This window comes from Streptomyces similanensis (assembly GCF_039543625.1).
In the GTDB taxonomy this organism is placed as follows: domain Bacteria; phylum Actinomycetota; class Actinomycetes; order Streptomycetales; family Streptomycetaceae; genus Streptomyces; species Streptomyces similanensis.
The window spans coordinates 17,735-44,365 of sequence record NZ_BAABKC010000131.1; the positions used below are offsets into that span (position 1 = coordinate 17,735).

Sequence of the window (26,631 nt, forward strand, 5' to 3'; positions counted from 1 at the left end):
TGCGGCGTCCGGACGGCCTCACTCGTCCTCACCGCCCTCGTTCCGCCGCCGGGCGCGCTCCTCGCGCAGCCGGTCGGCCTCGGGAGCGGTGCGCCGCATCAGCTCCTGCATCCGGGCCCGCGCCTCGTCCCGCGCCTGGCTTCGGGCGCCTCCGCCGCCAGGGAGCACGGGCCTGTCGGTGTCAGTCTGGGACCCATGCCCGGGGCCGTCCCCGCGCGGGAGCGCTGCCCCAGACGCATTCGCCGCGGAGCCGCCCCGCGATGCGGCCGACCGGGCGGGGGCCGGGGCTGGGCTCACATCAGACCCGGGAGGCGCAGGCCGCGCAGGCGTGAGCGGGTGTGAGGGCGTGGTCGGAGTGTCTGTGGTGGGCAGGCGGCGGCCGGTGAACGGGCCGGGTCCGCCGCTGTCGTCGGTGTGCTCGCGCAGCACCCGGGCCACATGATGCCCGGTATCCGTCCAGGCGCGGCCGTCCTCGCGGACGGTGTTGCCCCAGACCCGCACCTGCTGCCGGGCGTCCTGGGAGTAACGCGAGGCACCTGAGCGCGCGCGTCGCATATTCGCCGGCAGGCCGATGGTCGCCCCGTAGGCGGCTCGTCCGCCGCGGTTGAGGATGCGGTATCCGCGGAAGCGGACCAGCCGGTTGTGCGCCCGGGTCGACAACAGCGTGCGGTCTCTGCTCTGGTCGTGCAGGACCTGGCCGGTGTCGCGGTCGATGACCTGGCCTTCCTCGTTGCGGTACCGGTCGGCAGGACCGGACGGCCGCAGCGGCCCCCTGCCGCCCGCACCGCCTGGACCTCCGGCCAGCGGGCCACCTGCGGCGGTCGAGCCCGGATCGCCCTCGGCGGTGGGCTTTTGCCACTTCGCCAGCTGCTCCCTGTCCGGGCGGCGGCCGATCAGCAGCCAGTGCGTGCCCTTGGCGCCGAGCCGAGCGCCCAGCCCGCCCACCGCTGCGGCCGCGGTCAGCGGGGCCAGGCCGCGCCGGGCCTCGGCGGTGCCGTCGGCGAGGATGTGGCCGGTGTCCACCGGCATGCCCGTGCCGTCGGCCAGAGAGGTGAGCGCGCCCATCAGGCGGTGCCGGGTGCCGAGCGTCCCGAAGCGGCCGCCGCCACCGCCGGTGAAGGCGCGCAGCCCGCTGCTGTAGGCGCCCATCGCCGCGGGGGAGTTCATGGCGAGCGCGGCACCGAGTTCGGAGGTGTCTCCCGGCATGTGGGTGCCCCCGACCTTGGCGTAGCGCATCCGCATGGCCATGCGATGGCCGAAGGAGGTGAGGGAGGCCAGGAGCCTGCGGTGCCCGGCCGCGCCGGCGATGGCGAGGACGTCGATGAGCAGGATCCGCTCCACCATCAGGTCGGGCCCGTTGGTGATGGTGGCGTCGACGGCGATCCCGAAGAACGGGATGAACGCGCAGACGCCGACCACGGCCAGGACCGCGATGCCCCACAGTGACAGCCACTTCCACACGCTCTGGCGCGCGGGCCCGGGCAGCATGCCCGCGACGAAGGTGACCCCGCCGGCGGCCGCCGCGGCCGCGCAGATGCCCTGAATGCCGAGCAGCACGATGGCGCTGGACAGCAGCATGCCGCAGATGAACAGGGCGGCGATCAGCAGCAGGAGGGCGCCTCCGAGCCGCCACCAGGTGGGCTTTGCGGCGTAGGCGGCGCACGACGCGCCGACCGGGCCGGCCTTCTTCATGTCGGTGAGGAACGCGGCGAACGCCTGGTCCTCGTCGGTGACGATCGCGTTGGAGGCGTCGAGGAGTTCGCCTCCGGGCGTGTACTGGGGAAGATCGGTGCTCCCACTCGGCGTGCTGCCGTCGACGTCTCGCTCGCAGTACTTCTTGGCCCCGCCGTGGATCTTGCGGCAGGTGTTGTTCGCCTTGTCCGAGGGGGCCGGTCTGGGCAGATATCCGCCGGTGATCCACTTCAGGTGGACGGCGTAAGCCTTGCGGTCCGCGTCCTTGGCCGGGTCGAGGACCTGCCCGTACTGCAGCAGCATGTACGGCTTGACGATCAGCGCGTTCGTGATCGAGTCCTGGATCGGCCGGGCGACCTCGGCGGCGGAGACCGGGCCCTCACCCTGCCGCGCCTCGCATGTGACCTCGGCGTTGCCGGCCAGGCCGTCGCACGGGCTGCGGCTGGCCAGTTTCCCGCCCCAATGGTAGGAGTTGACGCTCTGCTGGGCCACTTCGGCGGCGACCTGCTGGGACTGGCCCACAGGACCGTCGGTGCCCAGCAGGGTGTCGGGGCGGATCAGCGCCGAGGCGGCGATCGCCCCGATGAGCAGGGTGAGGAAGATTTCACCGAGACCGCGGCCGACGCGCCCGCGCACGATCATGAAACCGGCGAAGACGAACGCCCAGGCCAGCAGCAATCCCTTGATCCCGAGGGTGTCGACCACCACGTTGTCGTATGTGTCGGCGGCCTTCTGCGCCGGACGGGCGAGGATCTTGAGCAGCGGGAACCGGAAGGCGACCTCGATCGCCCATCCCGCCAGACCGACCAGCAGCCGGATCAGGGTGAACAGGCCGCTGAGAGCGAAGGCCAGGGCTTGTGTCCTGAAGGCGACGATGGAGCCGCCCGAAGCGTTCAGGTCGTACCCGTCGATCGGCACGCCCTCGGAGGAGTGGATGTTCAGCGGGGCGAGCAGATCCCCGGTTTCGCCGCTGCTGCCAGCCGCGTACACGACCTGGGTGTTCACCAGGAGGAACACGCCGGTGAGCAGCACAACGAAGCCCGCCGAACGCAGGGCCCCACAGATGGGACGGAACACGTCAGTACCGCCCTGGCCCACCGGCCCGCTGCCGCCACACCACCAGGGCGGCCACACCCGCGCCGGCGGTGCCCAGCCTCCACGCCGCACCGGACGCGTTGCGTCGGCCGGCGGTGGCCGCAGCGTCGCGCTCGCAGTACGCCTTGGCCGGGCCGTGGATCCGGGTGCAGGGACTACGGTGGCTGGTGCTGGTGCCGGCGGTGAAGGCCTGTCCGGTGTGCGGCCACCACGTTTTCGGTGCGCCCGCTGCGACGGTGAGCACGATTGCGCCGACGGCCACGGCGAGCGATGTGAGGATGCTGGCGGCTGCGGCGCGGCGCCGGGAGCGGTCCCCTAAAGTCGTGATCATGAGGTGTGTTCCTTCGGACGGGTATGCCCGGCTTCAGCGGCGAGGGGTTTAAGGACGGAGAGCGAGGCAGCGCGCCGTCCGGGCGTGGTGGTGATGGAGGCGGCGATCCGCGGGATGCGGGGGATGGAGACCTTGACGCGGCCGGTGTTCTGCCGCGGGCAGGTCAGCAGGAACTCACCCTCCCGGCCTGTCTGGCCGACCGGGGACAAGCCGGTGGTGACCAGCCGCAGCAGCTCGTCGTCGTTCGGGTCGAGTCCGACGAACTCAAGGCCGCGGCGGGCACGTTCGCGGTCGGCGGTGCGCGCGAGCGCGCGGTAGGCCATCAGGCCGCGGTCGGGTCCGAGTTCCTCCGCGTCGTGGGATGCGGCGAGCAGGCCGGCGCCGTGCTTGCGGCCGTCGTGGAGGATCTCGTGCACCAGGGCGGTTCCCTCGGCTGAGGAAGTGAGCCAGTACAGCTCGTCGGCGACCACTTGCGTGAACCGTGTCGGATCCTCGAACGCGGTCTGCCGGGCGAGCGCGGCGATCAGATAGAGCACCGCGCGCCCGATCAGCGCCTCCAGCGGCTGCTGGTGCAGGACCTCCGGTTTGTCGAAGGCGGCCTTGGGCGGCAGCTTCAAGCCGGCGGTGGTGATCACGATCATGTCGGTGGCGTGGGAGGCGTCCAACCGGACCGGCGGCAGCGCCGGGTCGAAGACCATCCGGGCCAGCGAGTTGGTGGCGACGACGCGGACGAGTCCGGCCAGGCTGGCGGCCGTCTCCTTCCGCTTGCCGCCCTCGTTCGCGGCCATCTCCTCCAGTACTTCGAGGACGCGGTGCATGGACGGCTCCGGGCCGGCGGCGGCCTGCTCGACGGCATGGTGCAGTACCTCGCCGCCGGTGCTCATCGGACCGATGCCGAGCTGCAAGGTGAGGTAGGACAGGGCGTAGTGGCGGCCCTCTGGCCCATCGAACATGCGCAGTGGGTCGATGGACACCTCGGCCTGGGCGGCGTCGATGATCTGGGCGCGGCCCCTGGCCGCGGCGCGGGCGAAGGTCGCCCACTCGCGGACCGGGGTGCGGTCGATGCAGATCGCGCGGCCGCCGCGCGCCCACACCGCCTCAGCGATCAGCTTCTGCAGCACACTCTTTCCCGCGCCGAGATCCCCGACGATGCCCATCGACGCGGACGCGTCGACCTTGGGCGCATCCGCGACGTTGATCAGGACGGGGCGGGCGGTGCCGCAGTCCAGGTCGACGCCGAGGACCATGCCGTTGGGGTCGCCGACCTCACCGACGGTGAAGGCGCCGCCCAACGCCCAGTCCTCACTGATCTGGTGCTGGGTGAACTCCCGTGCCACGCCGGGGCGGACCGTTGCGGGCAGGCCCAGGGTGAAGAGGGCTTCTTGCAGGCCGGCCGGCCGCACCGCGCGGTAGTCGGCGCCACCCAGCAGCGCGGTCAGGGCACGGGCCCGGGCGTCGCAGACGGCGGCGGTCGGCCCCCACACCGTCAGCACCGTCACCGACTGCACCTCGACCTCCACGCTGGTGCGCGACAGGCGGGCGTCCAGTTCGCCCAGATCGCGTGCGGCCTCGGTGAGGGAGGCGGGCATGCCGGTGGGGCGGGCGTCGTACTGATCGGCTTGGTCGATGAGTTCGTTCTTCTTGCGCCGCACCTGGTCGCGGGCTTTCTCCGCGGGCACGAGGGTGAGGTCGACGGTGTAGTCGACGGGGAAGTCGAGTGTCTCCAGCTGGGCGAACAGGTCCGCGGCCTCCTGGCGCACGACGGGCGGGCACTCGGCCAGCGCCAGCTGCGCCTGGTAGCCGATACCCGTGTCGGACTCGACCTGTAGCCAGCGTCGGCCGAGCGGCGAGGCGGTGTTCAGCCGCCACCAGGCCCTGCGGCCCGACCGCGTGAGCTGACCCGTGCTCTTGAACTCGTCGACGTCGTCGATGTCGGATTCAATGCCGCCTTCCTGCAGACGGATCAGTCCCAGGTCGGCGTAGCTGGGGGAGCGCAGCACACCCTCGCGGACCTGTCCGCCGTACAGGCCGCTGGTCTCGGCCTCGGTCAGCAGGGGTTCGGGAAGGCCGCGGTGCAGGGCGTGCTGGATCATCCACACGATCTCCGCCGGGCGGGCCGGGCGGAACGCGATGCCGCCCGCGAGCGCTGCCTCCACCCGCAAGGCCTGCTCGCGATAGGCCGTCACCTCACGCCGGTCGACGAGGGCGGGGCGCATGCCGAGGATCGGCGCGATCTCGGCCCACGCCGTACCGAGGGACGCCGCCACCCGCAAGGTGCCGGCCTCGGTCTGCAGGGGCACGGCCAGCCACAGGGTGCGGCGGTGCATCTCCTGCTCGTCCAGCAGGTCCAGGGCGGCCTCGACGTTCTCCACCCACGGATGCGGCCCCATCGCCGGCGCCTGCTCAGCCGGCTGGATCCCCTCGATCATCTTCAGGGCGATCTCACCGGGATCGACCTGTGCGCACAGTCCGAACAGCCGCGGCGCCCCGGACAGTGACCGCACCAGATGCGTGACCTTGGCGAGCTGTTCGTCGCGGACCTGGGCAGGCACGTAGGTGCCTTGGACGGTCTCCTCCCGCCGGCCCTCAGCGTCCGGGCCCGGGTGGAGCCGGTAGACGGCCCACACGCTGCCCTGGGCCGACCACACCAGGTGCCCGGCGATGTGACGGATCGGAACTCTCACCGGGCATCCCCCTGCTGGGCACGCGCGAGCAATGTCTGCACTCCGGATGCCGGTCCCTTCGGTCCCGGCGGCTCCGCTTGTTGGCGCGCGGGTGCGTCGCCGGTGGTCGGTCGCGGGAGCGAGGCCCGATGGCGTTGCCGGCGAGCGAGCGGCGCCGCCTTTCTCGTCGTAACGGTTGGCGCGGGTGCGCCCTCGACGGTGAAGCCGCCGAGCAGGGGCCGGGCAGCGCGGTCGCGGGCAGCCCGCCCGCCGATCCGCCCTCCCTGTGGCTGCCAGCCCAGCAGCACCCAGCCCACAGCGGCCTGCATCGGCGCACGGCCCCGGATCTTTGGCCGGCGCACCGCCCAGATCGCCAGCACCCACGCGACGAGAGGGACCGGCCCCATCCATGACCACCAGCCGATGGTCTTCACCAAGAGGAAGCCGCCGCCGATGGCGAGGGCGATCTGCGCGGGGGTGTAAGGGCCGAGAGGGATCCGCCAGTCGGCGACCTTGCCCAGTACCCAGGGATGACGGCGGGCCGCGGTGTAGAAGCGGCCCACCCGTACGGCGGTCGCGGTCACAGCCGGCCCCTAACACCAGGCGATCGGTCAGTGGAAGCGGGCCGCTCCGACTGGACGACGCCCGGGACGGCAGGTGCGCTCTTGGACGGGTTCTTCACCTCGTCCTCGAACATGTGCGAGAGGCTGTCGCGGGAGTTGTACAACCCGAGCGCAATGATCATCAGCAGCAGGGCGCCGATCCCGGCCTTGATGCTGAACTTCGTGACCATGACCACGACGACCAGGCAGACAAGACCGGCCTGCAGCCCTTTGGTCGCCCACTCCCTGAACATGTTGATCCACGAGTCGCCGAGGTCATGGAGCTGCCCGGCGAGCATGAAGCTGTGCACCGTGTTCACCGGCCACCCCCGGCCAGGGCGTTCCCGGACTGAAGCGCGGCCACTTCCCACCGGCCGGAACGGGCCTTGAGCGTGAGCTCGTACGCCAGAGGCCACCGGCCGCCGGCGTCTTGGGCCTCCACCTGGACGAGGACGCGCGCCGCCGCACCGTCGGCCGGCACCTCCTGCCCGGCCGCAGACCCTTCCACGGCGGACACCCCCACGACGGACACCGCCGTATACGGGGCGGGCGAGACGGCGGTCAGCCGCACGCCGGGAGCGAGATAGCGGCCGACCTCCCCGGCACCCGTCAGGTACGCGGCGAGGAACTCCCCGACGGCGGAGGAAAGGTCACCCTCCGAGACGGTGACGCCGTACGGTGACTTGGACACCGAGACGCGCGCCGGACCGGCCACCACACCAGGCTCCCCGGTCACCGTGAACGAGCCGCCCAAGGCACCGACGGCCATCGGCACAGCGTAGTAGCGCACCGTGCCGTCGGCCCACTGCGCAGCCACCGTCACCGACCACGCACCGCCCTCGCGCTGTGCGCTGCGCACCGCCGTCACGGACACGGGCCTCGACTGCGCACCCGCTGCCAGGTCAGGCAGGTCGACACCCGGCGCCATCGACTGGACAAGGCGCGCCTGCGCACTCGCCGCGTCGCCGGCGCTGCTGCGCAGCCACGCGCTGAGGAACAGCTGCGCATAGCCGCCCGGATCGGCGGCGGCCGCGATGCGCACGGCGGTCGGCCTGGACGGGGTAGCCGCCTCCACCGTGGTCGGGCCAGAGGCGACGGCGACGGTCAGGGCGACGGGACCGGCGGCGATGACTGTCCAGAGCGCCAGGCGCGAGAGGCGGACACGGCGCCGCATCGCCTCCAGCCGGATGCTGCCCGCGGTCGGAGCAGCAGCCTCTTTCCGTGAGGCCTGCTTGCCAGAGGACATGGTCAAACTCCTAGGTCAGAACGTGTGATTGCTGACCTTGAGAAGACCCGTCGCCCCCGACCTGACCACCGACCATGAGACCCCGACCACGGTCACAATGGGGATACGAAGCCCTGGTCGGGTCTGTGGTCGGCCCGACCACAGACCCGACCACGATGCCGAGGAGCGTAGGCGGTGCTCTGCTCGTTGCTCTGCGACAGCATCCTGCCGACGGGATGGACCGAAACCTGCCCCTTGCACTCAAGTACGCACAAGGACACCACCTTGTGCACTGGGGCACCCTTCGCGACCGCACCACCGGATTCGCGCAGGAAGATATCGGGCTCACGGGCCGAACTGCGGATTCGGCGCACGCGATTTGGCTGCGCACGCGCTCACTTGGCTGCGCAACGGGCATGCGCACCCTACTGAGTAGGCGTGTCCGGCCTGACCACAACCCCGACCACGGCGGCTAGGCGGTTGCGTTGCTGGATTGTGATCAATGGTCGGGGATCGTGGCCGCCGACCTGGTTGGGGCCGGTCGGTGAGCTGACCGGATGGAACGTACGTCTCTCGTCGCACCCGTGCCCACCGGTCGTACCGCCCCGGCGGGCGCGGTGCGCTCCCGCGGCCGCCACATCCCCGGGGGCGGCGCGGTGAGTGGTTATGGATCCGGTGTCCGCCGCGGGGTGATGGCGGCCGATCAGTTCACCCAGATCGCGAACGGGCTGTTCCGCGACAGCCGGATCTCGTACCGGGCCAAGGGGATCTTCGGCTGCATCAGCACCCACCGCAACGGATGGCGGGTGACCGTCACCGGCCTCGTCGCGCTGGGTCCCGACGGTCGCGACGCGGTACGCAAGGGGCTGAAAGAATTGGAGAAGTTCGGCTACCTGGTCCGTGATCGCGTGCGCCGCCCCGACGGCACCCTGGGAGAGATCGTCTACAGCATCACCGACCGGCCCGCCGCTCCGGACGATCCATCGACCGGCCCGGCACCGGCCGTCCGGAAACCCGTCGGCGACACCGGCTGCCGAGCGGGGATCCGTCGCGGCGTGATGGCCGACGACCACTTCACCCAGATCGCGAACGCGCTGTTCCGCGACAGCCGGCTCTCCTTCAAGGCGAAGGGCCTGTTCGGCTACCTCAGCACGCACCGGGACGGCTGGCAGATCACCCTCGCCAACCTGGCCCGGCACGGCTGCGAACGCGTCGACGCCATCACCACCGGCCTGACACAACTCCAGCAGCACGGATTCCTCCTGCGCGAGCGAGACCGCAGCCCCGACGGCACGCTCGGCCAGGCCCTGTACTTCATCACCGACCTGCCCGCCCAGCGAAACACCAGCTCATCGCCAGAGTCGGGCTATCCAGGATTGGCTGAGCCAGTGTTGGCCCATCCCGTCACTAAGAACACCATCGTCAAGAAGACCAACAAGCAGAAGACCAACCCCCTCCGTCCGTGCGACCGCAGCAAGCCCGCACACACACATGGACGGACGGTCCCCTCGCACGCGACAACGACTCCCAAGCCACCGCCTCGGGCAGACGCGATGCACCCGGGCATCCGACTCCTGCTCCAGATCGGAGCGAGCCACCCCGAACTGCTGCTGACCGGCCGGGCGCTGACCGACCAGGGCCGCGTGGCGACCGTGATGATGGAAACCGGCTGGAGCACCGAACAACTGCACCACATCATCACCGGCCGCCCCCTGCCGACTCCAGTACGCACCTCGGTCGGTGCGATCATCGCCGCCCGACTTCGCACCGCCCAGACCTACCCTCCGCCTGCCCCCACCACCGCCCGCCGCGAAACCGCCTCGCCGGACGCACCGTTCACAGTGGCGGTGCCGGAGCGGTCGTCGACGGCGGCCGCAGCCCGCTCCGTTCCCCAGGCCCTCACCTACCGGGCCCTCGTCGAGTGCGCCGACTGCGGCCTGCCCTCCACAGCACCCGGTGAGAACCTCTGCCCGGCCTGCCTCGGCTGGCCGACGTGCCGCACCTGCCCCGGCCCCACACGCAAGCGCGCCCACCCCGAGGGCGACGGCCGCTGCTCGACCTGCGCCTCCGCCTGAACCGCCAACCTGAAGGAACAGCCCATGACTGCCACCTGCCGCACTCCGGCGCCGACCGCGGACACATAGCATCGGTGCCCCTTCACCGCCGTCCCCGGGCCGGTGGGAGGCAGACGCACACGCCTACTGCACAGTGGCCGTGGCAGCGACCGCCGGTGCCTATGGACTGCGAGACGCGCTTACGCTGCCGCCGTTGACGAGCTCAGCGACTGCATCCAATCGGCTTAGCTTGACTCTGTCGGGGATCTTGGAGCCGTCGAGGTCAAGTGCTCAGGCTTCGCCAGGACTTCAGGCGATGAGCCTCCCGTCGGTCGAGGTACCTTTGGAAGGAAGTCGGCTGACGAGGCGTGGGTGCTTCCACGGCTGGTGGCAGTCCGCTGAGGCGCTCGATGTTGACGGCGATGGCTGTCAGGACCTGCTGGACGTGAGCTTTTCCTGTCCTCGGTAGCGGCAGCGCCGCATGCCGTGCACGTGGGCAAACTCGTTGACCGTGCCCTCGACTCCGGAGCGGACCGCGTAGCGGGCCTTCCACCGAGTACGAGACCATCATGACCCCAGCCGCAGCCCTGGCTGCACAAACCCCACTGTCACCCGATCCTGCAGCAGTCCCGGCCCTGGACCGCATTGGGCATCAGTCGGAGTGCTGCCGTGGGTGCTAGAAGTGGTCGGGTAGCCAGGGTTCGAACTGTGTCGTGCTGTGGACGAGGATCGCGAGCGCCTTCTCCGATACGGCGTGGACTCCTGCCATGCGTGCCGAGGTGGTGGACCGGTAGCCGCCGGCGTACCAGATCGCGAGCTGGCGCCGCGTGAAGGTCACCTGCCCCCGGACGCGGGTAAGGACGATCTCGGCCGCTCCGGCCTTGATCTGGAGCATCCACCGGCCCCGGTCGCCGTCCTCGCTTTCGATCTCGATCGGTACGGCGGTGGTGAGGTCGGCAGGCCAGCCGCGGAGCCGGATGGCCTCGGGGATGTCGAGGATGCGGAGCATCCAGGGGTGCCAGGCTTCGGCGGTGATGCGGTGGTGGCGGAGTCCGTGAAGGAGGGTCGGGTAAGGGGGGAGGGCGCCGCGCCGGAAAGTGATGGTGCGGGCGCGGGTGTTGTGGCGGGCGAGGAAGGCGAGCATGGCGGCGGCGGGCTGGCCTGCGGCCCAGAAGTCGTGGACGGTCAGGCTCGTGCCGTGGCGCTCATGCCGTTTGGTGGTGAGACTGAGCAGGTCGGCGGTGGGGTGACCGGGTCGGGCGAAGCGGTAGGTGGTGAGGTTGTCCTTGTCCTGCTTCCACCGGGTCCACCAGGTGGGCCGATGGACGGGGCCGTTCCACTGGCGGGCGAGGTCGCGTTGGAGGACTTCGGCTTCGTCGGTCAGTCCGTGCTCGACCTCGAAGTCCTCAGCGGCGAAGCAGCGCTGGAGGTCGTCGGTGGCCACCGCCCAGGCGAGAACGTGGGTGGGGGCTTCCCAGCCGAGGCGGCGGGCATAGCCGGTGGACGACGTGCTGATCGTGGAGATCACCGCTCCACGCTCGGGCAGGGGGCGCAGTCGTGCGGCCGTCATGTCGGTGGCCAGGTGCTCGCCGCGTTCCTCGGGGGCCACGCAGCCGTCGCCGAGGCAGGCGCTGGGGACGGGAGCGCCGCCGAAGAACTGGTCGACGAGGAGGCCGAGGCCGCCGGCGACGACCCGGCCCCCGCGGACGGCGACCTGGAGGTCGGCGTGTTCGCGCAGGTGGGTGATGTCGCCGATCGGGTGGCCGTAGGCGCGGGTGGCGAGCTGGTCGTACTGCTCCCACCGACCGTCGTTGGCTGGGTCGAAGGTCAGCTGGTTCATCGTCCGCCTTCAGTAGTGGGTGGCGTCGCGGGCGGCATCGGCGTCCAGAGGCACGAGGAAGGCGCGGGTGAAGGTCAGGACGCCGGTGCCCGCCTGGTTGTGGGCGGTGGTGTGGCAGGTGATGACCCCGGTGTCGGGACGGCCCTCGCAGGCCCGGCGGGTGAGAATCCTCGTTTCGGCGTACAGGGTGTCGCCGATGTGGACCGGGGCGATGAAGCGCACCCGGTCGATGGCGAGGTTGGCGGTGGTCAGGCCGCTGATGCTGCGGACGGTCATGCCGGCCACGAGGTTGAGGGTGACGCCGGAGCAGACCAGGATGCGGCCCCACGGGGTCTGGCCGCTGTAGTGGGCGTCGGTGTGGAGGGGGGCGACGTTGCCGCTCAGGGCGGCGCCGAGGAGGTTGTCGAGTTCGGTGACGGTCCGGCCGGGCCGGTGCTTGATGACCAGGCCGGGGGCGAGTTCGGGGTAGGAGAGGCCGACGCTCTCGCGGAACCGGTCCTCGCCGATCTGGCGGTATCCGTGGGGCAGGATGGTGCTCATGATGTGCGGTCCGCTTCGGCGACGAGCGCGCGGGCGGCGTTGAAGAAGGGGGTGCCGCGCATCTGCCCGTCCACGGTGGTCACCGTTCCGCCGCTGGCGTCGGCGGCTGCGACGATGGCGCGGGCCTGGGCGATCTCTTCGGTGGTGGGTGTGAAGACGTCGGCCGCCGCGAACACCCCGCGATGCCGTTCGAGACGATCCGCAAGTACCTCGGCTACCTCCACCCGGTCCTGACGGACTGGGCCACCCGCGTCACCAGCCTGCGCGAGATCACCAAGAATGATGTCCAAGACGCCCTCGAACAACGACCCGGCTCTACGGGGCGGGACCTTCTCAGCGCTCTTCGCAGTCTCTTCCAGGCTCTCAAGCAGGAGCGGGTGATCTTCCGCGACCCCACCCGCAGCGTCTCGCTGTCCACTTCCGAACGCCTGCCCGTGCCCATCCCCACCGACCGCCTCCGCGGCCTGATTGGCCGGGCCGATACTCCGATGGCGAAGTTCGTCGTCGCGCTCGTCGCCATCCACGCGCTCGGCCGGCGTGAGACCCGCTTCCTCCTCCTGACCGATCTCGACCTCGCTCGCGGTCGTCTGACGGTCCGGCGGGACCTACGGCACACCGTCTACCTCGACGAAGTCACCCACATCCTCGCGAGCGACTGGCTCCGCGACCGCCACCAGCGGTGGCCCCTGACGGCCAACCCCTACCTGCTGGTCAGCCAGCAAACCGTGGCCGACGACCGTCTGCCGCCCGTCTCCACCATGGTCATGAACGACATCTTCCGGCCACTCGGCCTCACCCTGTCCAAGCTCCGCCAGGACCGCATCCTCGACGAGGCCCGCCAGACCGCCGACCCCGTCCACCTCATGGGCGTCTTCGGTCTCGCCGCCGAGACCGCGATGAAGTACATCGACACCGCCCATCCCGAACGCCGGTCCACCCTCTGGCGATGACCATCACGGCCCCTGAAAATCGCTTCCGCCTTGTCCGCCAAGGAGGGTCATCCGTTGCTGCTCGGCGGCGCCACGGTGATGCTGATCTCCCTGCCGGCGAGTGCTCGGGCAAGAGCGGCCCGAGACGCAGCCACCTGTGAATCCTCGCCGTCATACGACTCAGGAAATGCGAAGTCGACCGTGACCTGGGGCATATCACTTGTCCAGTCCACTCGCACCTCTGGGGGAGCAACGGCCGATCCGAGGGCACCACGCCCCCAACTCCAGCCCGCTCGCAGAGCCCCCGCGACGATCTGCTCAACAGCCTCTCGGCGGAGCTCGCTTGTTGAGACGAGGGGTTGTCCGCTCTGCGTAAGTGCCAAGGACTCGTCCGTCGCCGTGGCTGCTCGCAAGGCTTCCGGCGAAACCGACCAGCCGACCTCCAAGCCGCCCGGCACCTTCAGGTTCAGATCTCTGGTGAGGAACGCCGTGCGCACCGTGTCCGGACTGAGGCTTCGGATGGCAAAGCCGATCAGGCCAAGGGCACAGAGCGCGACGAGCGGCCACGCGATGGACGAAGCAAACTGAAGCACAGACACTGCGGCATTCTGTCCAAGCCGTCCGTCATCCGCCAGAGGGTCCCCTGACGCCCTCTGGCGGATGAATGGACGGCTCTCCGCCAAAGCGCGAACACGCGCGGGACTTCCCGCTCAGCCACCGCATCCCCCGTGGGTTACCGGCCAGGCTCATCCAGGAATCCACGAACCCGCGCGCTTCCGGCCCCGGCGTGATGATCTACTGGCACGTCGAGCGGAAGTCGGTATGCATCTACTCCCAGCTCAAGTCCTGTTCGGCCTCCGAGGTCGCCTCGATGATCGAGGGTGTGCTGCGGCACTGCACCGACATGGAGATCGGTCGGCAGTACACCGACACCCATGGCGCGTCCATCGTCGGCTTCGCCTTCGCCCACATGCTCGACTTCAAGCTCATGCCGAGGCTGAAGAACATCGGCTCCGCGAAGCTGTACCGGCCGGCCGCAGGCGAGGACGAGAGGTGGCCTCACCTCGCGCCGGTGCTCTCGACCAAGACGATCAACTGGGACTTGATCCGCCAGCAGTACGACCAGATCGTGAAGTACACCACCGCGCTGCGCCTGGGCACCGCAGAGGCCGAGCAGGTCCTGCGCCGCTTCACCCGCGGCGGCCCGAAGCACCCCACGTACCAGGCGATCGAGGAGCTCGGGCGGGCGGTGCGGACGGCGTTCGTCTGCGACTACCTGGCCGACGCCGAGCTGCGGCAGGAGATCCACGAAGGGTTGCAGGTGGTGGAGAACTGGAACTCGGCGAACAAGGACCTCTTCTACGGCAAGGACGGCGACCTGGCCGGGGCGGACAAGGAGTCCCAGGAGGTGTCCATGCTCGCCCTACACCTGCTGCAGTCCGCCCTCGTGCACGTCAACACGTTGCTGATGCAGCAGCTCCTCGCCGAGGAGAAGTGGGCCGACATGCTCACCGACGCCGACCGGTGGGCCCTGTCACCGCTGTTCTGGACGCACGTGAACCCCTACGGCCGGTTCGAGCTGGACATGAACAGCCGTCTCGACCTGGATCCGGCCGCCCGCGCGGCGGCAGTGCCCGGCCCGCGTCTCTCGCACAGTGCACGCGTCGGGCAACCTCTGCCTTGACGCCGGGCAACCGGTGTCGTGCGCGAACGCACGACCAGGCCGTCCCGGAAGGGAACGGTGACGGCGTGAGCCGGTCCCCGAGAACTCGTGGGAGCGGGCCACGCCGTCGTTGTGTGCGGATCAGACAGGGACTGCGACGGTCTCCGGCTCGGTCTCGGCGGTACCGCGCGCAGCGAGGTAGCGCTCGGCGTCCAGGGCGGCTGCCGCGCCGGTTCCGGCGGCGGTGATGGCCTGGCGGTAAGTGTGGTCGACGACGTCGCCGGCGGCGAACACGCCGGGCAGGCTGGTGCGCGTCGTCGGGGACGCGACGGTGACGTAGCCATCGGTGTCCAGGGCGAGCTGGCCCTTGAAGAGCTCGGTGCGCGGGTCGTGCCCGATGGCGATGAACAGCCCCGTGACGTCCAGGTCGCGGGTGGCGCAGGTGAGGACGTCGCGCAGGACGACGCCAGCGAGCATGCCGTTCGTCTCCTTGATCTCGGCGATCTCGCTGTCGAAGGCGAAGGAGATCTTGTTGTCGGAGAAGGCCCGGTCCTGCATGACCTTGGAGGCGCGCAGGGTGGAGCGGCGGTGGACGACGGTGACCGAGCGGGCGAAGCGGGTGAGGCAGGTGGCTTCCTCCATGGCGGTGTCGCCGCCGCCGACCACGATGATGTCGCGGTCACGGAAGAAGAACCCGTCGCAGGTCGCACACCAGGACACGCCCCGGCCGGACAGTTCGTCCTCCTTCGGCAGGCCGAGCTTGCGGTAACCGGAGCCGGTGGCGATGATCACCGTCTTCGCGCGGTGGACGGTGCCGGCGGAGTCGGTGAGCAGCTTGATGTCGCCGGTGAGGTCCACCTCGACGATGTCGTCGTCGATCATCTCGGCGCCGAACTTTTCGGCCTGGGCCCGCATGTTCTCCATGAGGACGGGGCCGTCGACGCCGTCGGGGAAGCCGGGGAAGTTCTCGACCTCGGTGGTGGTCGTGAGCGAGCCGCCGACGAAGATGGAGCTGCCGAACAGCAGGGGCTTGAGCTGGGCGCGGGCGCTGTAGAGCGCGGCGGTGTATCCGGCAGGGCCGGAGCCGATGATGACGACCTCGCGTATCTCGCTCACGCCGTCGCCTCCGGCTTCGCCGGGGCGATCTCGGCGATCAGGCCCTCCACCAGGGTCTTGATCTCGTCGCGGATCGGGCGGACGGCCTCGACGCCCTGGCCGGCCGGGTCGTCCAGCTTCCAGTCCAGGTAGCGCTTGCCGGGGAAGACGGGGCAGGTGTCGCCGCAACCCATGGTGATGCACACGTCCGACTCCTTCACCGCGTCGATGGTGAGGATCTTCGGCGTCTCCTTGGAGATGTCGATGCCGACCTCGGCCATCGCTTCGACGGCGGCCGGGTTGATCTGGTCGCCGGGGTTGGAGCCGGCGGAGCGGACCTCGACGCGGTCGCCGGCCAGGTGGGTCAGCCACGCGGCGGCCATCTGGGAGCGGCCGGCGTTGTGGACACAGACGAACAGGACGGACGGCTTGTCGGCCATGGTGATCGTTCTCTCTCGTCGCATGGCGGAACCCAGCCACCAATGACTTCAGCCCCCGCTGGTATCAGCGAGCGTTGATGTGAGAGTATCAGTGCATGCTGACTTCAGTCGATCCTGATGTGATCCGGGTGCTGGGCGATCCGCTCCGCCTTCAGATCGTGACCCTGCTGGCGCGCGAGACGCTCTGCACGACGCACCTGGTCGAGGAGACCGGAGCCAAGCAGACCAACCTCTCCAACCACATGAAGGTGCTGCGCGAGGCCGGGATCGTGGAGACCGAGCCGTGTGGCCGCTTCACCTACTACAAGCTCAAGCCCGAGGTCCTGGCCGGCCTGTCCGAGCAGTTCGCCGAGCTGGCCGCCTCCGCCCGCACCGCCGCCGACAACAAGAGGGCCTGCCCGTGACCTCCACCGAGCCCACCACCGCCCCCGCTCCGACTGGCGGTGGGGACGACTCGATCGTCAAGAAGCTCTCCACGCTAGACCGCTACCTCGCGGTGTGGATCCTGCTGGCCATGGCCATCGGTCTGGGCCTGGGCCGCCTGATTCCGGGGATGAACGACGCGCTCGCGAAGATCGAGATCGGCGGGATCTCCCTGCCGATCGCGCTCGGCCTGCTCGTGATGATGTACCCGGTGCTGGCGAAGGTCCGCTATGACCGGCTCGACCGGGTGACCGGCGACAAGAAGCTGATGGTCTCCTCGCTGGTCATCAACTGGATCGTGGGACCGGCGGTGATGTTCGCCCTGGCGTGGATCTTCCTGCCGGACCTGCCGGAGTACCGCACCGGCCTGATCATCGTCGGCCTGGCCCGCTGCATCGCCATGGTCATCATCTGGAACGACCTCGCCTGCGGCGACCGCGAGGCTGCCGCCGTCTTGGTCGCCCTGAACTCGGTGTTCCAGGTTCTCGCGTTCGGCCTGCTGGGCTGGTTCTACCTCGACCTGCTGCCGCGCTGGATGAACCTCGGCGACGGCCAGGGCCTGGACGTGTCCGTCTGGCACATCGCGCTGAACGTCGTCATCTTCCTCGGCATCCCGCTGCTGGCCGGCTTCCTGACCCGCCGCATCGGTGAGCAGAAGCTGGGCCGCGCCGACTACGAGGCGAAGTTCCTGCCGAAGATCGGCCCGTGGGCGCTATACGGACTGCTGTTCACGATCGTCATCCTCTTCGCCCTCCAGGGCAAGACCATCACCTCCCAGCCGCTGGATGTCGCCCGGATCGCGCTGCCGCTGCTGGTGTACTTCGCGGTGATGTTCTTCGGCACCTTCCTGCTCGGCAAGGGCCTGGGACTCGCTTACGACCGCACCACGACCCTGGCGTTCACCGCGGCGGGCAACAACTTCGAGCTGGCCATCGCGGTCGCCATCGCCACCTTCGGCGTCACCTCCGGCCAGGCCCTGTCCGGCGTCGTCGGCCCGCTCATCGAAGTGCCGGTGCTGATCGGCCTGGTCTACGTCGCGCTCGCCTGGCGGAAGAAGTTTGCCACCGACGCGGTGACGACGGCCCCGTGACGTGGCGCGCGGACGTGGTGGTGGTCGGCGGCGGCCAGGCAGGGCTCGCCGCCGGCTACCACTTGCGCCGCCAGGGTCTCGACTTCGTGATCCTGGACGCCGAGGCGGCGCCGGGCGGGGCATGGCGGCACATGTGGGACTCGCTGCACCTGTTCTCCCCCGCGCCGTACTCCTCGCTGCCCGGCCGACTCATGCCCGCCCAGCCGGGTGAGACGTACCCGGAGGCCGGGCACGTGGTGGACTACCTCACCGACTACGAGAAGCGCTACGACCTGCCCGTCCAGCACGGCACCCGCGTGGACGCCGTACGCCGCGACGCAGACCGCCTCCTGGTCGAAGCGGACTCCGGCACGTGGCGGGCGAAGGCGGTCATCAGCGCGACCGGCAGCTGGTCGAGGCCGTTCCTGCCCGCCGTCCCCGGCCGATCGGTCTTCACCGGCCGGCAGCTGCACACGGTGAACTACCGCTGTCCGGCCGACTTCGCCGACCAGCGCGTCGTCGTGGTCGGCGGCGGGAACTCCGGCGCGCAGATCGCCGCCGACCTCGCCCTGGACGGCCGGGCCGGGGTGACGTGGATGACCCAGCGCCCACCGCGGTTCCTCCCCGACGACATTGACGGCCGGGCCCTGTTCGATGTTGCCACCGCCCGCCGCCGCGCCCTGGACGCAGGCCGCACGGACACCGGCGGGGTCGCCTCACTCGGCGACATCGTGGCCGTGCCACCGGTCCGCGCCGCCCGCGACGCCGGACGCCTGACCGCGAAGCCGATGTTCGCGCAGCTGACGGCAACCGGTGTCCGGTGGGCCGACGGCAGCCAGAGCGACGCCGACGTGGTGATCTGGTGCACCGGCTTCCGCCCGGCCCTGGCCCATCTCGCCCCGCTGAACCTGCGCGGTGCGCGCGGCCACATCCCCACCGACGGCACGCGGGCTCTAGACGAGCCGCGGCTGCACCTGCTCGGGTACGGCGATTGGACCGGTCCGGCCTCCGCGACCCTCATCGGCGTCGGCCGCCCGGCCCGGGATGCGGTCGGCGAGATCGCCGGGCTCCTGTGAGCGCGGGCGCTGCTGCCGTGGTCCTGCCCGCACAGCACGAGTGCCGACGGCGCCCCCACCGACGTGGCAGCGTCAGTGATGGCGGGCGAGCTTGATGGCGGAGACGAGCAGGATCACGGCCAGCAGGGGGATGAGCACCAGGTCCGGGAAGACGCCGAGCAGCAGTCCGCCGAGGACGGCGCCGACGGTGGACCCCGCGGCCATGACCAGGGTGAAGCGGAGGTTGGCGCCCAGGACGGCGAAGCTGCCGTCGCGGCTGTAGCGGGCGAAGGCGACCAGCATGGTCGGCAGGGAGACCAGCAGGGAGAGGCTTCCGGCGGTCTTGATGTCCTGGCCGAACAGCAGCACGATCGTCGGGATCAGCAGCTCGCCTCCGGCGACACCCATGATCGCGGCGACCACGCCAATGCCGAACCCGGCGACGACGCCAGCGGGCACCTGGGCCCACAGCGGCAGGGAGAGAGTGCCCAGGGAGGTGACGTGGGTGGCCACCAAAGCGGCTGCCATGAGCACCACCAGCGCCGCCAGCACCTTGTAGAGGGTGGAGCTGCGCATGCGCACCGCCCAGCTCGCTCCGGCCCACGCGCCGATCAGACTGCCGGCCAGGAGGTTGACCGCGACGGGCCAGCGTGCGGCCAGCTCGGCGGCCGAGGCCGCTGCCAGTCGCGCGGGCAGTGCGACCAGGACGACGACCAGGCTCATCGCCTTGTTCAGGATGACCGCGGAGAGGGCGGCGAACCCGAAGAGGCTGATCAGCAGCGGCAGGCGGAACTCCGCCCCGCCCAGGCCGATCACCCCGCCCAGCACTCCGATGGCCCCTCCGGCAGCGAACACCGCAGGTATGGACTGGGTCGCGCGCAGCGGAACAAGGCTCTGGTCAGTGGTCATGCCGGGCATCTTCGCTGTCAGCCGCCCCCGCCCGCTACGGCACGACGTCTCCTTCGGGCGAAGGCACCGGGTGCCCGGTCCGGGTTCGTCCGGATCTCCGAGCAGCGGCATCCGCGCTGCCACCGCATGCGCATTGGGGCGGTCTGCGTTCAGCCGATCGCCGGGCTGCGCCGCTCGACGAGGACGACGTCGCGCCAGACGCCGTGGTGGCGCCCGATCCGCTCGCGCGTGCTGATGACACGGAAGCCGGCCCGTTGGTGGACGGCGAGGCTGGCGGTGTTCTTGGGGAAGATCCCGGACTGGATCGTCCAGATCCCGGCCCGTTCGGTGGAGTCCACCAGAGCCTTCAGCAGGGCGGAGGCGACGCCGCGGCCGCGGGCGGCGGGGTGGACGTAGACGGAGTGCTCGACCACGCCCGCGTACGCGCACCGGTCGGAGACCCGGCTCGCAGCGACCCAGCCCAGCACCGTCCCGTCGGCGTCGACCGCGGCGAAGCGGTGGCCGAGCAGCTTCGCCGCGTCGAACGCTTCCCAGGCCGGCGCGACGGTCTCGAAGGTGGCGTTCCCCTCATCGATCCCGGCGCGATAGATAGCGAGCACCTGCCTCGCATGCTCCGGTTCCAGCGGCACGATCACCGCGCTCGCCAATCCGCTCACCACGCTGTGCCCTTCCCCGTCCCGGTCAGGCTGCGGCCGGCATGGCCAACAGCTTGCCCATCGCGGCGAGCACGGACGGCTCGACCCGGTAGTAGACCCAGGTGCCACGCCGCTCGGAGGTGAGCAGCCCGGCCTCCTTGAGCTTCTTCAGGTGGTGGGAGACGGTGGGCTGGGAAACGCCGACATCGGAGATGTCGCACACGCACGCCTCGCCGCCCTCGTGGGAGGCCACGGCGGAGAATAGCCGCAGGCGCACCGGGTCGCCGAGCGCCTTGAACATCCGCGCGGCCCTCTCGGCCTCCTCGGCGGTCATCGGGCGCTCGGTCAGCGGCGGGGAGCACGGGGCCACACTCTGACCGTCGGCGGGTTCGAGCAGCGGCAGCACCTTCGCATTCGACATGCGTCTATGTTGACACATGTCGAACCAGTGTGGGGAGGTCCGTCACCGGCGTGCGAGGTGGGCGGCCAGGCGTCGGGCGATCCGTTCCGCGTCCCGTCCGACGCCGCGCAGCGAGTTCGACGACAGGCTGCGCTGCCACTCCAGCCCCACGAACGCCAGCCCCGGCACCCCGATGGCCAGGCCCTCGCGGTGCCGTGGGTTCCCGTCGGCGTCGAGAGCGCCGTCGAGGCCGGCAAGGTAGGGCAGGTCGGGGCGGTAGCCGGTGGCGAGAACGATCGCGTCGACCTCCTCCTGCTCTCCGCCCGGCCAGACGAGCTTGACCCCGTCCATGCCTGTGAACAGCCCCCGCCGGTCCGGCCGTCCGGCGGCCAGGGTGGCCCGGTAGCGGCCGTCGTCGAGGACCGGCTGCGCCGGTGGACGCGCAAGGAACCGGCCGAGGGGCGCGGTGTCCAGGCCGGTGCGGGCCGTCCAGAAGTGCAGGTCGCGGCCGAGGACGCGCTGGGCTGCGAACTTCACCGGGGCGCGGGTGGCGAGCGTGACGCGTGCGGTCTCGGCGAGTTCGGCGGCGATCTGCACGGCGGAGTTCCCGGCCCCGACCACGACGACCCGGCGGCCGGCGAAGGGGGCTGGGCTGCGGTAGTCGGCGGCGTGCAGCACCTGCCCGGTGAACTCCTGAAGGCCCGGCAGGGCGGGCCGGTGCGGGTGTCCGAACGTTCCGGAGGCCGCCACGACGGCCCGCGCAGACAGCCGGCCGCCGCCCTCCAGTTCCACTGCGAAGCCGTCGCCGGTGCGGCGGACCGCAGTGACGCGGCAGCCGGTGCGGATCTCGGCGTCCATGCGGCCGACGTAGGCGGTGAGGTAGGCGACGACCTCGTCGCGGTGCGGGTAGCGGTCGCGGTCGGCGCCGGGAAACGGCATCCCGGGCAGGGAGCTGTACCGGGCGGGCGAGAACAGTGTGAGGCTGTCGTAGTAGTGGGGCCACGACCCGGCCGCACGGTCGGACGCCTCCAGCACCACCGGCCGCAGCCCGCGTCGCAGCAGCGCGTGGGCCGCGGCGAGGCCGGACTGGCCGCCGCCGATCACGGCGACGTCGAGGTACTCCATCAGCAGATCCCCCTGGGTTCGACGAATGTCTATGTTGACGCTCATCAATACAGGTGTCATGCTGGGCCGCGCAAGCCATCGACAGATGTCGAAATACGCAAGGAGTCGCCGTGAACGCGCCCGCCACCACCGAGCTGCCCGTCGTCGTGATCGGGGCCGGACCCGCCGGTCTGGCCGCCGCCGCCCACCTCATCGACCAGGGCATCGAGCCCCTGGTCCTGGAAGCCGGGCCCACTGCCGGCGCCGCGGTGCGCGAGTGGAGCCATGTGCGCCTGTTCTCCACCTGGGGTGAGGTCGTCGACCCGGCCGCCGAGAAGCTCCTGGCCCCCACCGGCTGGACGAGGCCGGACCCGGCCGCCTACCCCTCCGGCGGCGACTGGGCCGAGTCCTACCTGCAGCCGCTCGCCGATGTCCTCGGCGACCGCGTCCGCACCGGCGCCACCGTCACCGGCGTCTCCCGGACCGGCCGGGACCGGATCGTGGACGCCGACCGCGACGCCCAGCCGTTCGTCGTGCACATCGCCCACGCCGACGGCCGTGAGGAGCGCCTCTTCACCCGCGCCGTCATCGACGCCTCCGGCACCTGGGCCACGCCGTCCCCGGCCGGCGGCAGCGGACTGCCCGCGCTCGGCGAGAAGGCCGCCGCGGACCGGATCACGTACCGCGTGCCGGACCTGAAGGACCCCGCCGTCCGAGCCCGGTACGCGGGCAAGCGCACCGCAGTGATCGGCTCCGGCGCCTCCGCGTTCACCGCCCTCGCCTACCTGGCCGACCTCGCCAAGTCCGACGACGGAGCGGGCACGAAGGGCGTGTGGATCCTGCGTCGGGGCATCTCGGGCTCCACCTTCGGCGGCGGTGAAGCCGACCAGCTCCCGGCGCGCGGCGCCCTGGGCCTGGCGGCGAAGGCCGCCGTCGACGAGGGCCACGCCGACGCGGTCACCGGCTTCCGCACCGAGGCGATCGAGCGGGCAGACGACGGCCGCCTGGTTCTGGTCGGCGAGGACGGCCGCCGCCTGGACCCGGTCGACGAGGTGATCGTGCTGACCGGCTTCCGCCCCGACCTGTCCTTCCTCGACGAGCTGCGCCTCGGGCTCGACGAGCGCCTCCAGGCCCCGGTCGAGCTCGCGCCGCTGATCGACCCCAACCAGCACTCCTGTGGCACCGTCTACCCGCACGGCCACCGCGAGCTCTCCCACCCCGAGCAGGGCGTGTACCTGGTGGGCATGAAGTCCTATGGCCGCGCCCCGACCTTCCTCGCCATGACCGGCTACGAGCAGGTCCGCTCCGTCGCCGCCGCCATCGCCGGCGACCTCGACGCGGCCGACCGTGTCGAACTGACCCTGCCCGAGACCGGAGTCTGTGGCGGCGCAGGCCTGTTCGACGCCCCCGACACCCAGGAGGGCGACGGCGGAGGCTGCTGCGCGCCCGCGCCGCAGCTCGTCCAGCTCGGCGCTCCCGCCACGGTCGGGGCGGCGGCCGAGGAAGCCCCGGCGGGCGGCTGCTGCGGCTCGTGACCGACCTCAGTACCCACGACGGGGCCGCGACCGGAACAGGGGACCGGTCGCGGCCCCGCGCCGCCCTGCCCGCCCTCTGCACCACACAGATCGTGAGCTGGGGCATCGTCTACTACGCGTTTCCCGTCCTCAATCCGCAGATCACCGCCGCCACGGGATGGCCGACTGGGACGACCACCGCGGCGTTCTCGCTCGGTCTGGTCGTCTCCGCCCTTGCCGGGATCCGCGTCGGCCGCATCCTCGACCGAAGAGGCCCGCGCACCGTCATGACCGTCGGCTCCGTGCTCGGCGTGATCAGCCTGCTGATCGTAGCCGCGGCCCCGAACATCCTGGTCTTCATCGCCGGTTGGGCGCTGGCCGGACTCGCGATGGCGGCTACCTTCTACCAGCCCGCCTTCGCCGCCCTCACCCGCTGGTGGGCCCCCGACCACGTCCGCTCCCTGACCATCGTCACCCTCGCCGGCGGACTCGCCTCCACCGTCTTCGCACCCCTGACCGCGGCCCTCGCCGACCACCTGTCCTGGCGCCACACCTACCTCGCGCTCGCCGCCATCCTCGCCGTCGTCACCATCCCCGCTCACGCCCTGGCACTGCGCGCACCCTGGCCCGATACCCCCACCAGCCCGGCCCACAAGGCCGAAGGCGCTGCTGGGGTCAGGCGCAGCCGGCCGTTCCTGCTGCTCGCCGCCGCCGTCACCCTGTCCGGCTTCGCGATGTACGCCGTCGTCGTCGCGCTCGTCCCGCTCCTGTTGGAACGCGGGTACACCACCAGCCAGGCCGCCTGGGCGCTCGGCATCGGCGGCGCCGGACAGACCCTCGGCCGCACCCTGTACGCCGCCCTCGCCCGCCGCACCACCCCAACGGCCCGCACAACGATCTTGATAGCGCTCGGCGGCCTGACCACCGCTGCCTTCGCCGCCGTTCCCGGCCCGTACGTCCTGCTCATCGCGGTGTCGGTCGTGGCTGGCATGGTCCGCGGCAATCTCACCCTGCTCCAGGCCACCGCCATCACCTACCGCTGCGGTGCAACCCACTACGGTCGCCTCTCCGGCCTCCTCGCAGCACCAGCGACCACCGCCGCAGCCCTCGCGCCGTTCGCCAGCGCCGCCCTGGCTGTGCCCTCGGCGGCTACGAGCCACTGTTCTTCCTTCTGGCCATCGTCTCCGTGGCCGCCGCCCTTGCCTCGCCATGGACAGGCACCGTCGCACGCCACTGAGGAACTCTCACAAACGGTCCTTTGCGCGAGCAAGATCACTTGCGGGCTGCCCGGCCGCCGCCGGATCCGGGTTTGCTCTCAGAACCTGTTCTCGCTCAAAAGCGGGATGGACCGCCTTCTGAGACTTGCATTGTGCGAAAATCTGGGCTCATGACGGGCCCTCAGCCACCCTCTCCGAACCACCGGTCGGACGCCGACGACGTCGAGCAGCACGCCTGTCCGAAGTGCGACACCCAGCCCGGCTCACCGTGCCGCTCGCGCGGCGGCGCGGTCGCCTCCGCCTACCACACCCGCCGCTTCACGATGGTGCCCCGGCTGAAGAAGGAGCTGCGGGTGCCGACCCCGGCCGACCGAGGCCCAGGCCGCCCGTGGCGGCCGGGCACCCCGCCGCCAGCGCCGATCAACCCGGACCTGCCGAGCGCGGACATCCGCATCGGCTACGCGCGGTGCTCGACCCTCGGGCGGGAACTCGACTCCCAGCTCGACGCGCTCGCGGGGCACGGCATCCCCCGCGACAAGATCTTCAGCGAGAAGATCAGCACCCGGGTGCGGGTCCGCCCGAAGTTCGAGGAGGCGCTGAGGACGGCCCGGGAGGTCAAGGCACACGCCCCGCACTGCCGGGTCATCTTCACCGTGTACGAGATGAAGCGGCTCGGGCGGGACGCCGCCGAGCTGACCGCGCTCGCCGATCACCTCACCGCGCACGGCCTGGTGCTGGAGATGCTGGCCGGGCCCCTGCCCGGAATCTACGACCCGACAGGTCCGGGGAAGCTGCTGTTCGCGTTCTTCGCCGCGATGGCGGAGACCGAGCGGGAGAACATCCGGGAATCGACGCTCGAAGGGCTCGACACCGCGGCCCGCAAAGGCAAGCACGGAGGTCGGCCGCCCGTCATCACCGAGGACATGCTCCACACCGTGCTGCGGCGCCGGGCGAACGGGGAGTCCGTCGAGCAGATCCAGCCCGACCTGATCATCCCCACCGGCAAGCGCAAGGGACAGAACCCCTCGGTGGCCAGCATCTACCGGGCGCTGGCCGAGCACGCCAAGCGCGAGGCGTACCCCGAAGCCGTCGAGCAAGCTCACGCCGACTTCGCCGCCCTCCAGGCCGGCGACGCCCCCCGGCCCAGTCCGGACGCCGTGGCGCTCAGCTCGTAACCATGATCGTTCTCACCGGGATTTCCTGTACTCCAACTGCTCACACCCGGACCCCAAGCGCGTGAGGTGCTTCCCGCGCCCGCGGGGATGGTCCCACGTACACGTGCCGATGGGCTCGCATGCCCCTGTGCTCCCCGCGCCCGCAGCCCCCTCTGACCTGCTGTCACCACTTCCCGCATCTCGTGGGAACCTCACTGGGGCGGGGGAGCCAGGCATGGGGAACAGCGGGCAGACCGAGACGGCCGTATTGGCGGCGATGCTCAGCGAGCACGCCGCCGTGAGCGTCCGGCTGGCACTGGTCGCGAGCGCACAGCAGTGGCGACTTTCATGGCTTGAGAGACAAGAAGACGGGTGTGGTGTCGCTTGTCGTCCGCGGACGACAAGCGACACGTAGCCACGTGAACTCAGTGCGGGCGCCGCCGTCCGGCGCTCGGTCGCCGCCTCGTCAAGACGTCTCTTCCGGACATTTCGTCAGGAGGATCCGCCCCGGGCTGGTGGACATGCTGGCTGAGCCGTGGCCGTCCCGCACCGCCCCCAACTGACTGGCGTCTCCCGGGGGCACCTCGTTTCTGACTTGCTGCCACCGACGCGCCCGGGCGATCGATCCGGCGGAAGATGGGTTACGCAGCCGCATCACAAGCGTCCGCGTGACGTATGGCCTCGAGCTTCGCCCTTCGGCATGCGATGCCGCACAGACCGGCACCACCCGGCGCAGACCGCGAACCCGAGAGCCACTGTCCGGAATGGTGGAGTCTGCTTCGTCTGAACTACGGCCCGCACCGCCCCTTGGATCATATCCCGGCCATTACTGCCATACATGGAGATGGAAACCCAGCCTGTCCTAAAACACGCAGCGCACCAAAAACTCATAGATGCAGAGCTGTTGAGCCACCTAGGGGCTGTTTGAGGTTCGGATCATGTGGTTGAGGTGAGGTGCTTCAACCACATGAGCGATCCTCGG

24 protein-coding genes and 2 pseudogenes are annotated in these 26,631 nt (G+C 70.6%); 9 read left to right on the forward strand and 17 right to left on the reverse strand.

All coding sequences use genetic code 11. The features are described from left to right. Positions 1-18 precede the first annotated feature (18 nt). The 6 genes from ABEB07_RS35560 to ABEB07_RS35585 are packed head-to-tail and all read right to left on the reverse strand — an operon-like array spanning position 19 to position 7,629. Positions 19-2,769 (reverse strand): hypothetical protein, encoded by a 2,751-nt coding sequence (locus ABEB07_RS35560; RefSeq protein ID WP_345672190.1) that lies wholly within the window; start codon positions 2,767-2,769, stop codon positions 19-21. 1 nt (position 2,770) lies between these two features. Beyond that, on the reverse strand, positions 2,771-3,118 hold the full coding sequence (locus ABEB07_RS35565; protein WP_345672191.1) for a hypothetical protein: 348 nt from the start codon (positions 3,116-3,118) through the stop codon (positions 2,771-2,773). After that, the gene (locus ABEB07_RS35570; protein WP_345672193.1) at positions 3,115-5,802 is read right to left on the reverse strand and encodes an ATP-binding protein; all 2,688 of its coding nucleotides are present in this window, start codon (positions 5,800-5,802) and stop codon (positions 3,115-3,117) included. Before ABEB07_RS35570 ends, ABEB07_RS35565 begins: the two co-directional genes overlap by 4 nt. Beyond that, the gene (locus tag ABEB07_RS35575) at positions 5,799-6,365 is read right to left on the reverse strand and encodes a hypothetical protein (RefSeq protein WP_345672195.1); all 567 of its coding nucleotides are present in this window, start codon (positions 6,363-6,365) and stop codon (positions 5,799-5,801) included. Before ABEB07_RS35575 ends, ABEB07_RS35570 begins: the two co-directional genes overlap by 4 nt. Further along, positions 6,362-6,703 (reverse strand): hypothetical protein, encoded by a 342-nt coding sequence (locus tag ABEB07_RS35580; RefSeq protein ID WP_345672196.1) that lies wholly within the window; start codon positions 6,701-6,703, stop codon positions 6,362-6,364. The genes ABEB07_RS35575 and ABEB07_RS35580 overlap by 4 nt, the downstream gene beginning before the upstream one ends. Beyond that, entirely contained in the window at positions 6,700-7,629 is a 930-nt protein-coding gene (locus ABEB07_RS35585) for a conjugal transfer protein (protein WP_345672197.1), read from the reverse strand. The genes ABEB07_RS35580 and ABEB07_RS35585 overlap by 4 nt, the downstream gene beginning before the upstream one ends. Positions 7,630-8,165: 536 nt before the next feature. Between ABEB07_RS35585 and ABEB07_RS35590 the strand changes: the two genes are divergently transcribed. Further along, the gene (locus ABEB07_RS35590; RefSeq protein WP_425589139.1) at positions 8,166-9,683 is read left to right on the forward strand and encodes a hypothetical protein; all 1,518 of its coding nucleotides are present in this window, start codon (positions 8,166-8,168) and stop codon (positions 9,681-9,683) included. Between the two features lie 408 nt (positions 9,684-10,091). Here the strand turns inward: ABEB07_RS35590 and ABEB07_RS35595 are convergent. From ABEB07_RS35595 to ABEB07_RS35610, 4 genes and pseudogenes are all read right to left on the reverse strand, one after another. After that, positions 10,092-10,166 (reverse strand): annotated as a pseudogene (locus ABEB07_RS35595) (hypothetical protein); the annotation flags it as partial. A gap of 172 nt (positions 10,167-10,338) precedes the next feature. Next, positions 10,339-11,502: a GNAT family N-acetyltransferase gene (locus tag ABEB07_RS35600; RefSeq protein WP_345672198.1), complete on the reverse strand. Its 1,164-nt coding sequence runs from the start codon at positions 11,500-11,502 to the stop codon at positions 10,339-10,341. Between the two features lie 9 nt (positions 11,503-11,511). Then, positions 11,512-12,042, reverse strand: coding sequence for a MaoC family dehydratase (locus ABEB07_RS35605; RefSeq protein ID WP_345672200.1), 531 nt, complete (start codon positions 12,040-12,042; stop codon positions 11,512-11,514). Beyond that, positions 12,039-12,218, reverse strand: a complete 180-nt coding sequence (locus tag ABEB07_RS35610; RefSeq protein ID WP_345672201.1) for a hypothetical protein — start codon at positions 12,216-12,218, stop codon at positions 12,039-12,041. The genes ABEB07_RS35605 and ABEB07_RS35610 overlap by 4 nt, the downstream gene beginning before the upstream one ends. 6 nt (positions 12,219-12,224) lie before the next feature. Here ABEB07_RS35610 and ABEB07_RS35615 point away from each other — a divergent pair, with 6 nt between their 5' ends. Continuing rightward, a complete protein-coding gene (locus ABEB07_RS35615; protein WP_345672202.1) occupies positions 12,225-12,992 on the forward strand; it encodes a site-specific integrase in 768 nt (255 codons plus the stop codon). 47 nt (positions 12,993-13,039) lie between these two features. On the opposite strand, the gene ABEB07_RS35620 is transcribed toward ABEB07_RS35615, so the two are convergent. Beyond that, positions 13,040-13,570, reverse strand: a complete 531-nt coding sequence (locus ABEB07_RS35620) for a hypothetical protein (protein ID WP_345672203.1) — start codon at positions 13,568-13,570, stop codon at positions 13,040-13,042. Positions 13,571-13,635: 65 nt separating this feature from the next. Here ABEB07_RS35620 and ABEB07_RS35625 point away from each other — a divergent pair, with 65 nt between their 5' ends. Continuing rightward, on the forward strand, positions 13,636-14,655 hold the full coding sequence (locus tag ABEB07_RS35625) for a Tn3 family transposase (protein WP_345672204.1): 1,020 nt from the start codon (positions 13,636-13,638) through the stop codon (positions 14,653-14,655). Between the two features lie 120 nt (positions 14,656-14,775). Here the strand turns inward: ABEB07_RS35625 and trxB are convergent, their stop codons facing one another. Together trxB and ABEB07_RS35635 are read right to left on the reverse strand one after the other, a co-directional pair. After that, positions 14,776-15,750, reverse strand: coding sequence for a thioredoxin-disulfide reductase (gene trxB, locus ABEB07_RS35630; protein ID WP_345672205.1), 975 nt, complete (start codon positions 15,748-15,750; stop codon positions 14,776-14,778). Next, positions 15,747-16,169, reverse strand: a complete 423-nt coding sequence (locus ABEB07_RS35635) for an arsenate reductase ArsC (RefSeq protein WP_345672219.1) — start codon at positions 16,167-16,169, stop codon at positions 15,747-15,749. Before ABEB07_RS35635 ends, trxB begins: the two co-directional genes overlap by 4 nt. A 95-nt stretch (positions 16,170-16,264) precedes the next feature. Here ABEB07_RS35635 and ABEB07_RS35640 point away from each other — a divergent pair, with 95 nt between their 5' ends. The 3 genes from ABEB07_RS35640 to ABEB07_RS35650 are packed head-to-tail and all read left to right on the forward strand — an operon-like array spanning position 16,265 to position 18,737. Then, a complete protein-coding gene (locus ABEB07_RS35640) occupies positions 16,265-16,573 on the forward strand; it encodes an ArsR/SmtB family transcription factor (RefSeq protein ID WP_345672206.1) in 309 nt (102 codons plus the stop codon). Continuing rightward, positions 16,570-17,682, forward strand: coding sequence for an ACR3 family arsenite efflux transporter (gene arsB, locus ABEB07_RS35645; protein ID WP_345672208.1), 1,113 nt, complete (start codon positions 16,570-16,572; stop codon positions 17,680-17,682). Before ABEB07_RS35640 ends, arsB begins: the two co-directional genes overlap by 4 nt. After that, the gene (locus ABEB07_RS35650) at positions 17,679-18,737 is read left to right on the forward strand and encodes an ArsO family NAD(P)H-dependent flavin-containing monooxygenase (RefSeq protein WP_345672209.1); all 1,059 of its coding nucleotides are present in this window, start codon (positions 17,679-17,681) and stop codon (positions 18,735-18,737) included. The genes arsB and ABEB07_RS35650 overlap by 4 nt, the downstream gene beginning before the upstream one ends. A gap of 72 nt (positions 18,738-18,809) precedes the next feature. Here ABEB07_RS35650 and ABEB07_RS35655 read toward each other — a convergent pair whose 3' ends face one another. The 4 genes from ABEB07_RS35655 to ABEB07_RS35670 form a co-directional block, all read right to left on the reverse strand. Next, the gene (locus tag ABEB07_RS35655; RefSeq protein WP_345672210.1) at positions 18,810-19,625 is read right to left on the reverse strand and encodes a sulfite exporter TauE/SafE family protein; all 816 of its coding nucleotides are present in this window, start codon (positions 19,623-19,625) and stop codon (positions 18,810-18,812) included. A 149-nt stretch (positions 19,626-19,774) separates the two neighbouring features. Continuing rightward, on the reverse strand, positions 19,775-20,281 hold the full coding sequence (locus ABEB07_RS35660; protein ID WP_345672211.1) for a GNAT family N-acetyltransferase: 507 nt from the start codon (positions 20,279-20,281) through the stop codon (positions 19,775-19,777). A 25-nt stretch (positions 20,282-20,306) separates the two neighbouring features. Beyond that, the gene (locus tag ABEB07_RS35665) at positions 20,307-20,681 is read right to left on the reverse strand and encodes an ArsR/SmtB family transcription factor (RefSeq protein WP_345672212.1); all 375 of its coding nucleotides are present in this window, start codon (positions 20,679-20,681) and stop codon (positions 20,307-20,309) included. Positions 20,682-20,723: 42 nt separating this feature from the next. After that, positions 20,724-21,785, reverse strand: a complete 1,062-nt coding sequence (locus ABEB07_RS35670; RefSeq protein WP_345672220.1) for a flavin-containing monooxygenase — start codon at positions 21,783-21,785, stop codon at positions 20,724-20,726. Between the two features lie 110 nt (positions 21,786-21,895). Between ABEB07_RS35670 and ABEB07_RS35675 the strand changes: the two genes are divergently transcribed. The 3 genes and pseudogenes from ABEB07_RS35675 to ABEB07_RS35685 all read left to right on the forward strand — a co-directional run bounded on the left by ABEB07_RS35675 (position 21,896) and on the right by ABEB07_RS35685 (position 25,670). Then, on the forward strand, positions 21,896-23,299 hold the full coding sequence (locus tag ABEB07_RS35675) for an NAD(P)-binding domain-containing protein (RefSeq protein ID WP_345672213.1): 1,404 nt from the start codon (positions 21,896-21,898) through the stop codon (positions 23,297-23,299). 137 nt (positions 23,300-23,436) lie between these two features. Then, positions 23,437-24,669 (forward strand): annotated as a pseudogene (locus ABEB07_RS35680) (MFS transporter); the annotation flags it as partial. After that, positions 24,666-25,670: a recombinase family protein gene (locus ABEB07_RS35685; protein WP_345672214.1), complete on the forward strand. Its 1,005-nt coding sequence runs from the start codon at positions 24,666-24,668 to the stop codon at positions 25,668-25,670. The pseudogene ABEB07_RS35680 and the gene ABEB07_RS35685, both read left to right, overlap by 4 nt. The last annotated feature ends 961 nt before the right edge of the window (positions 25,671-26,631 follow it).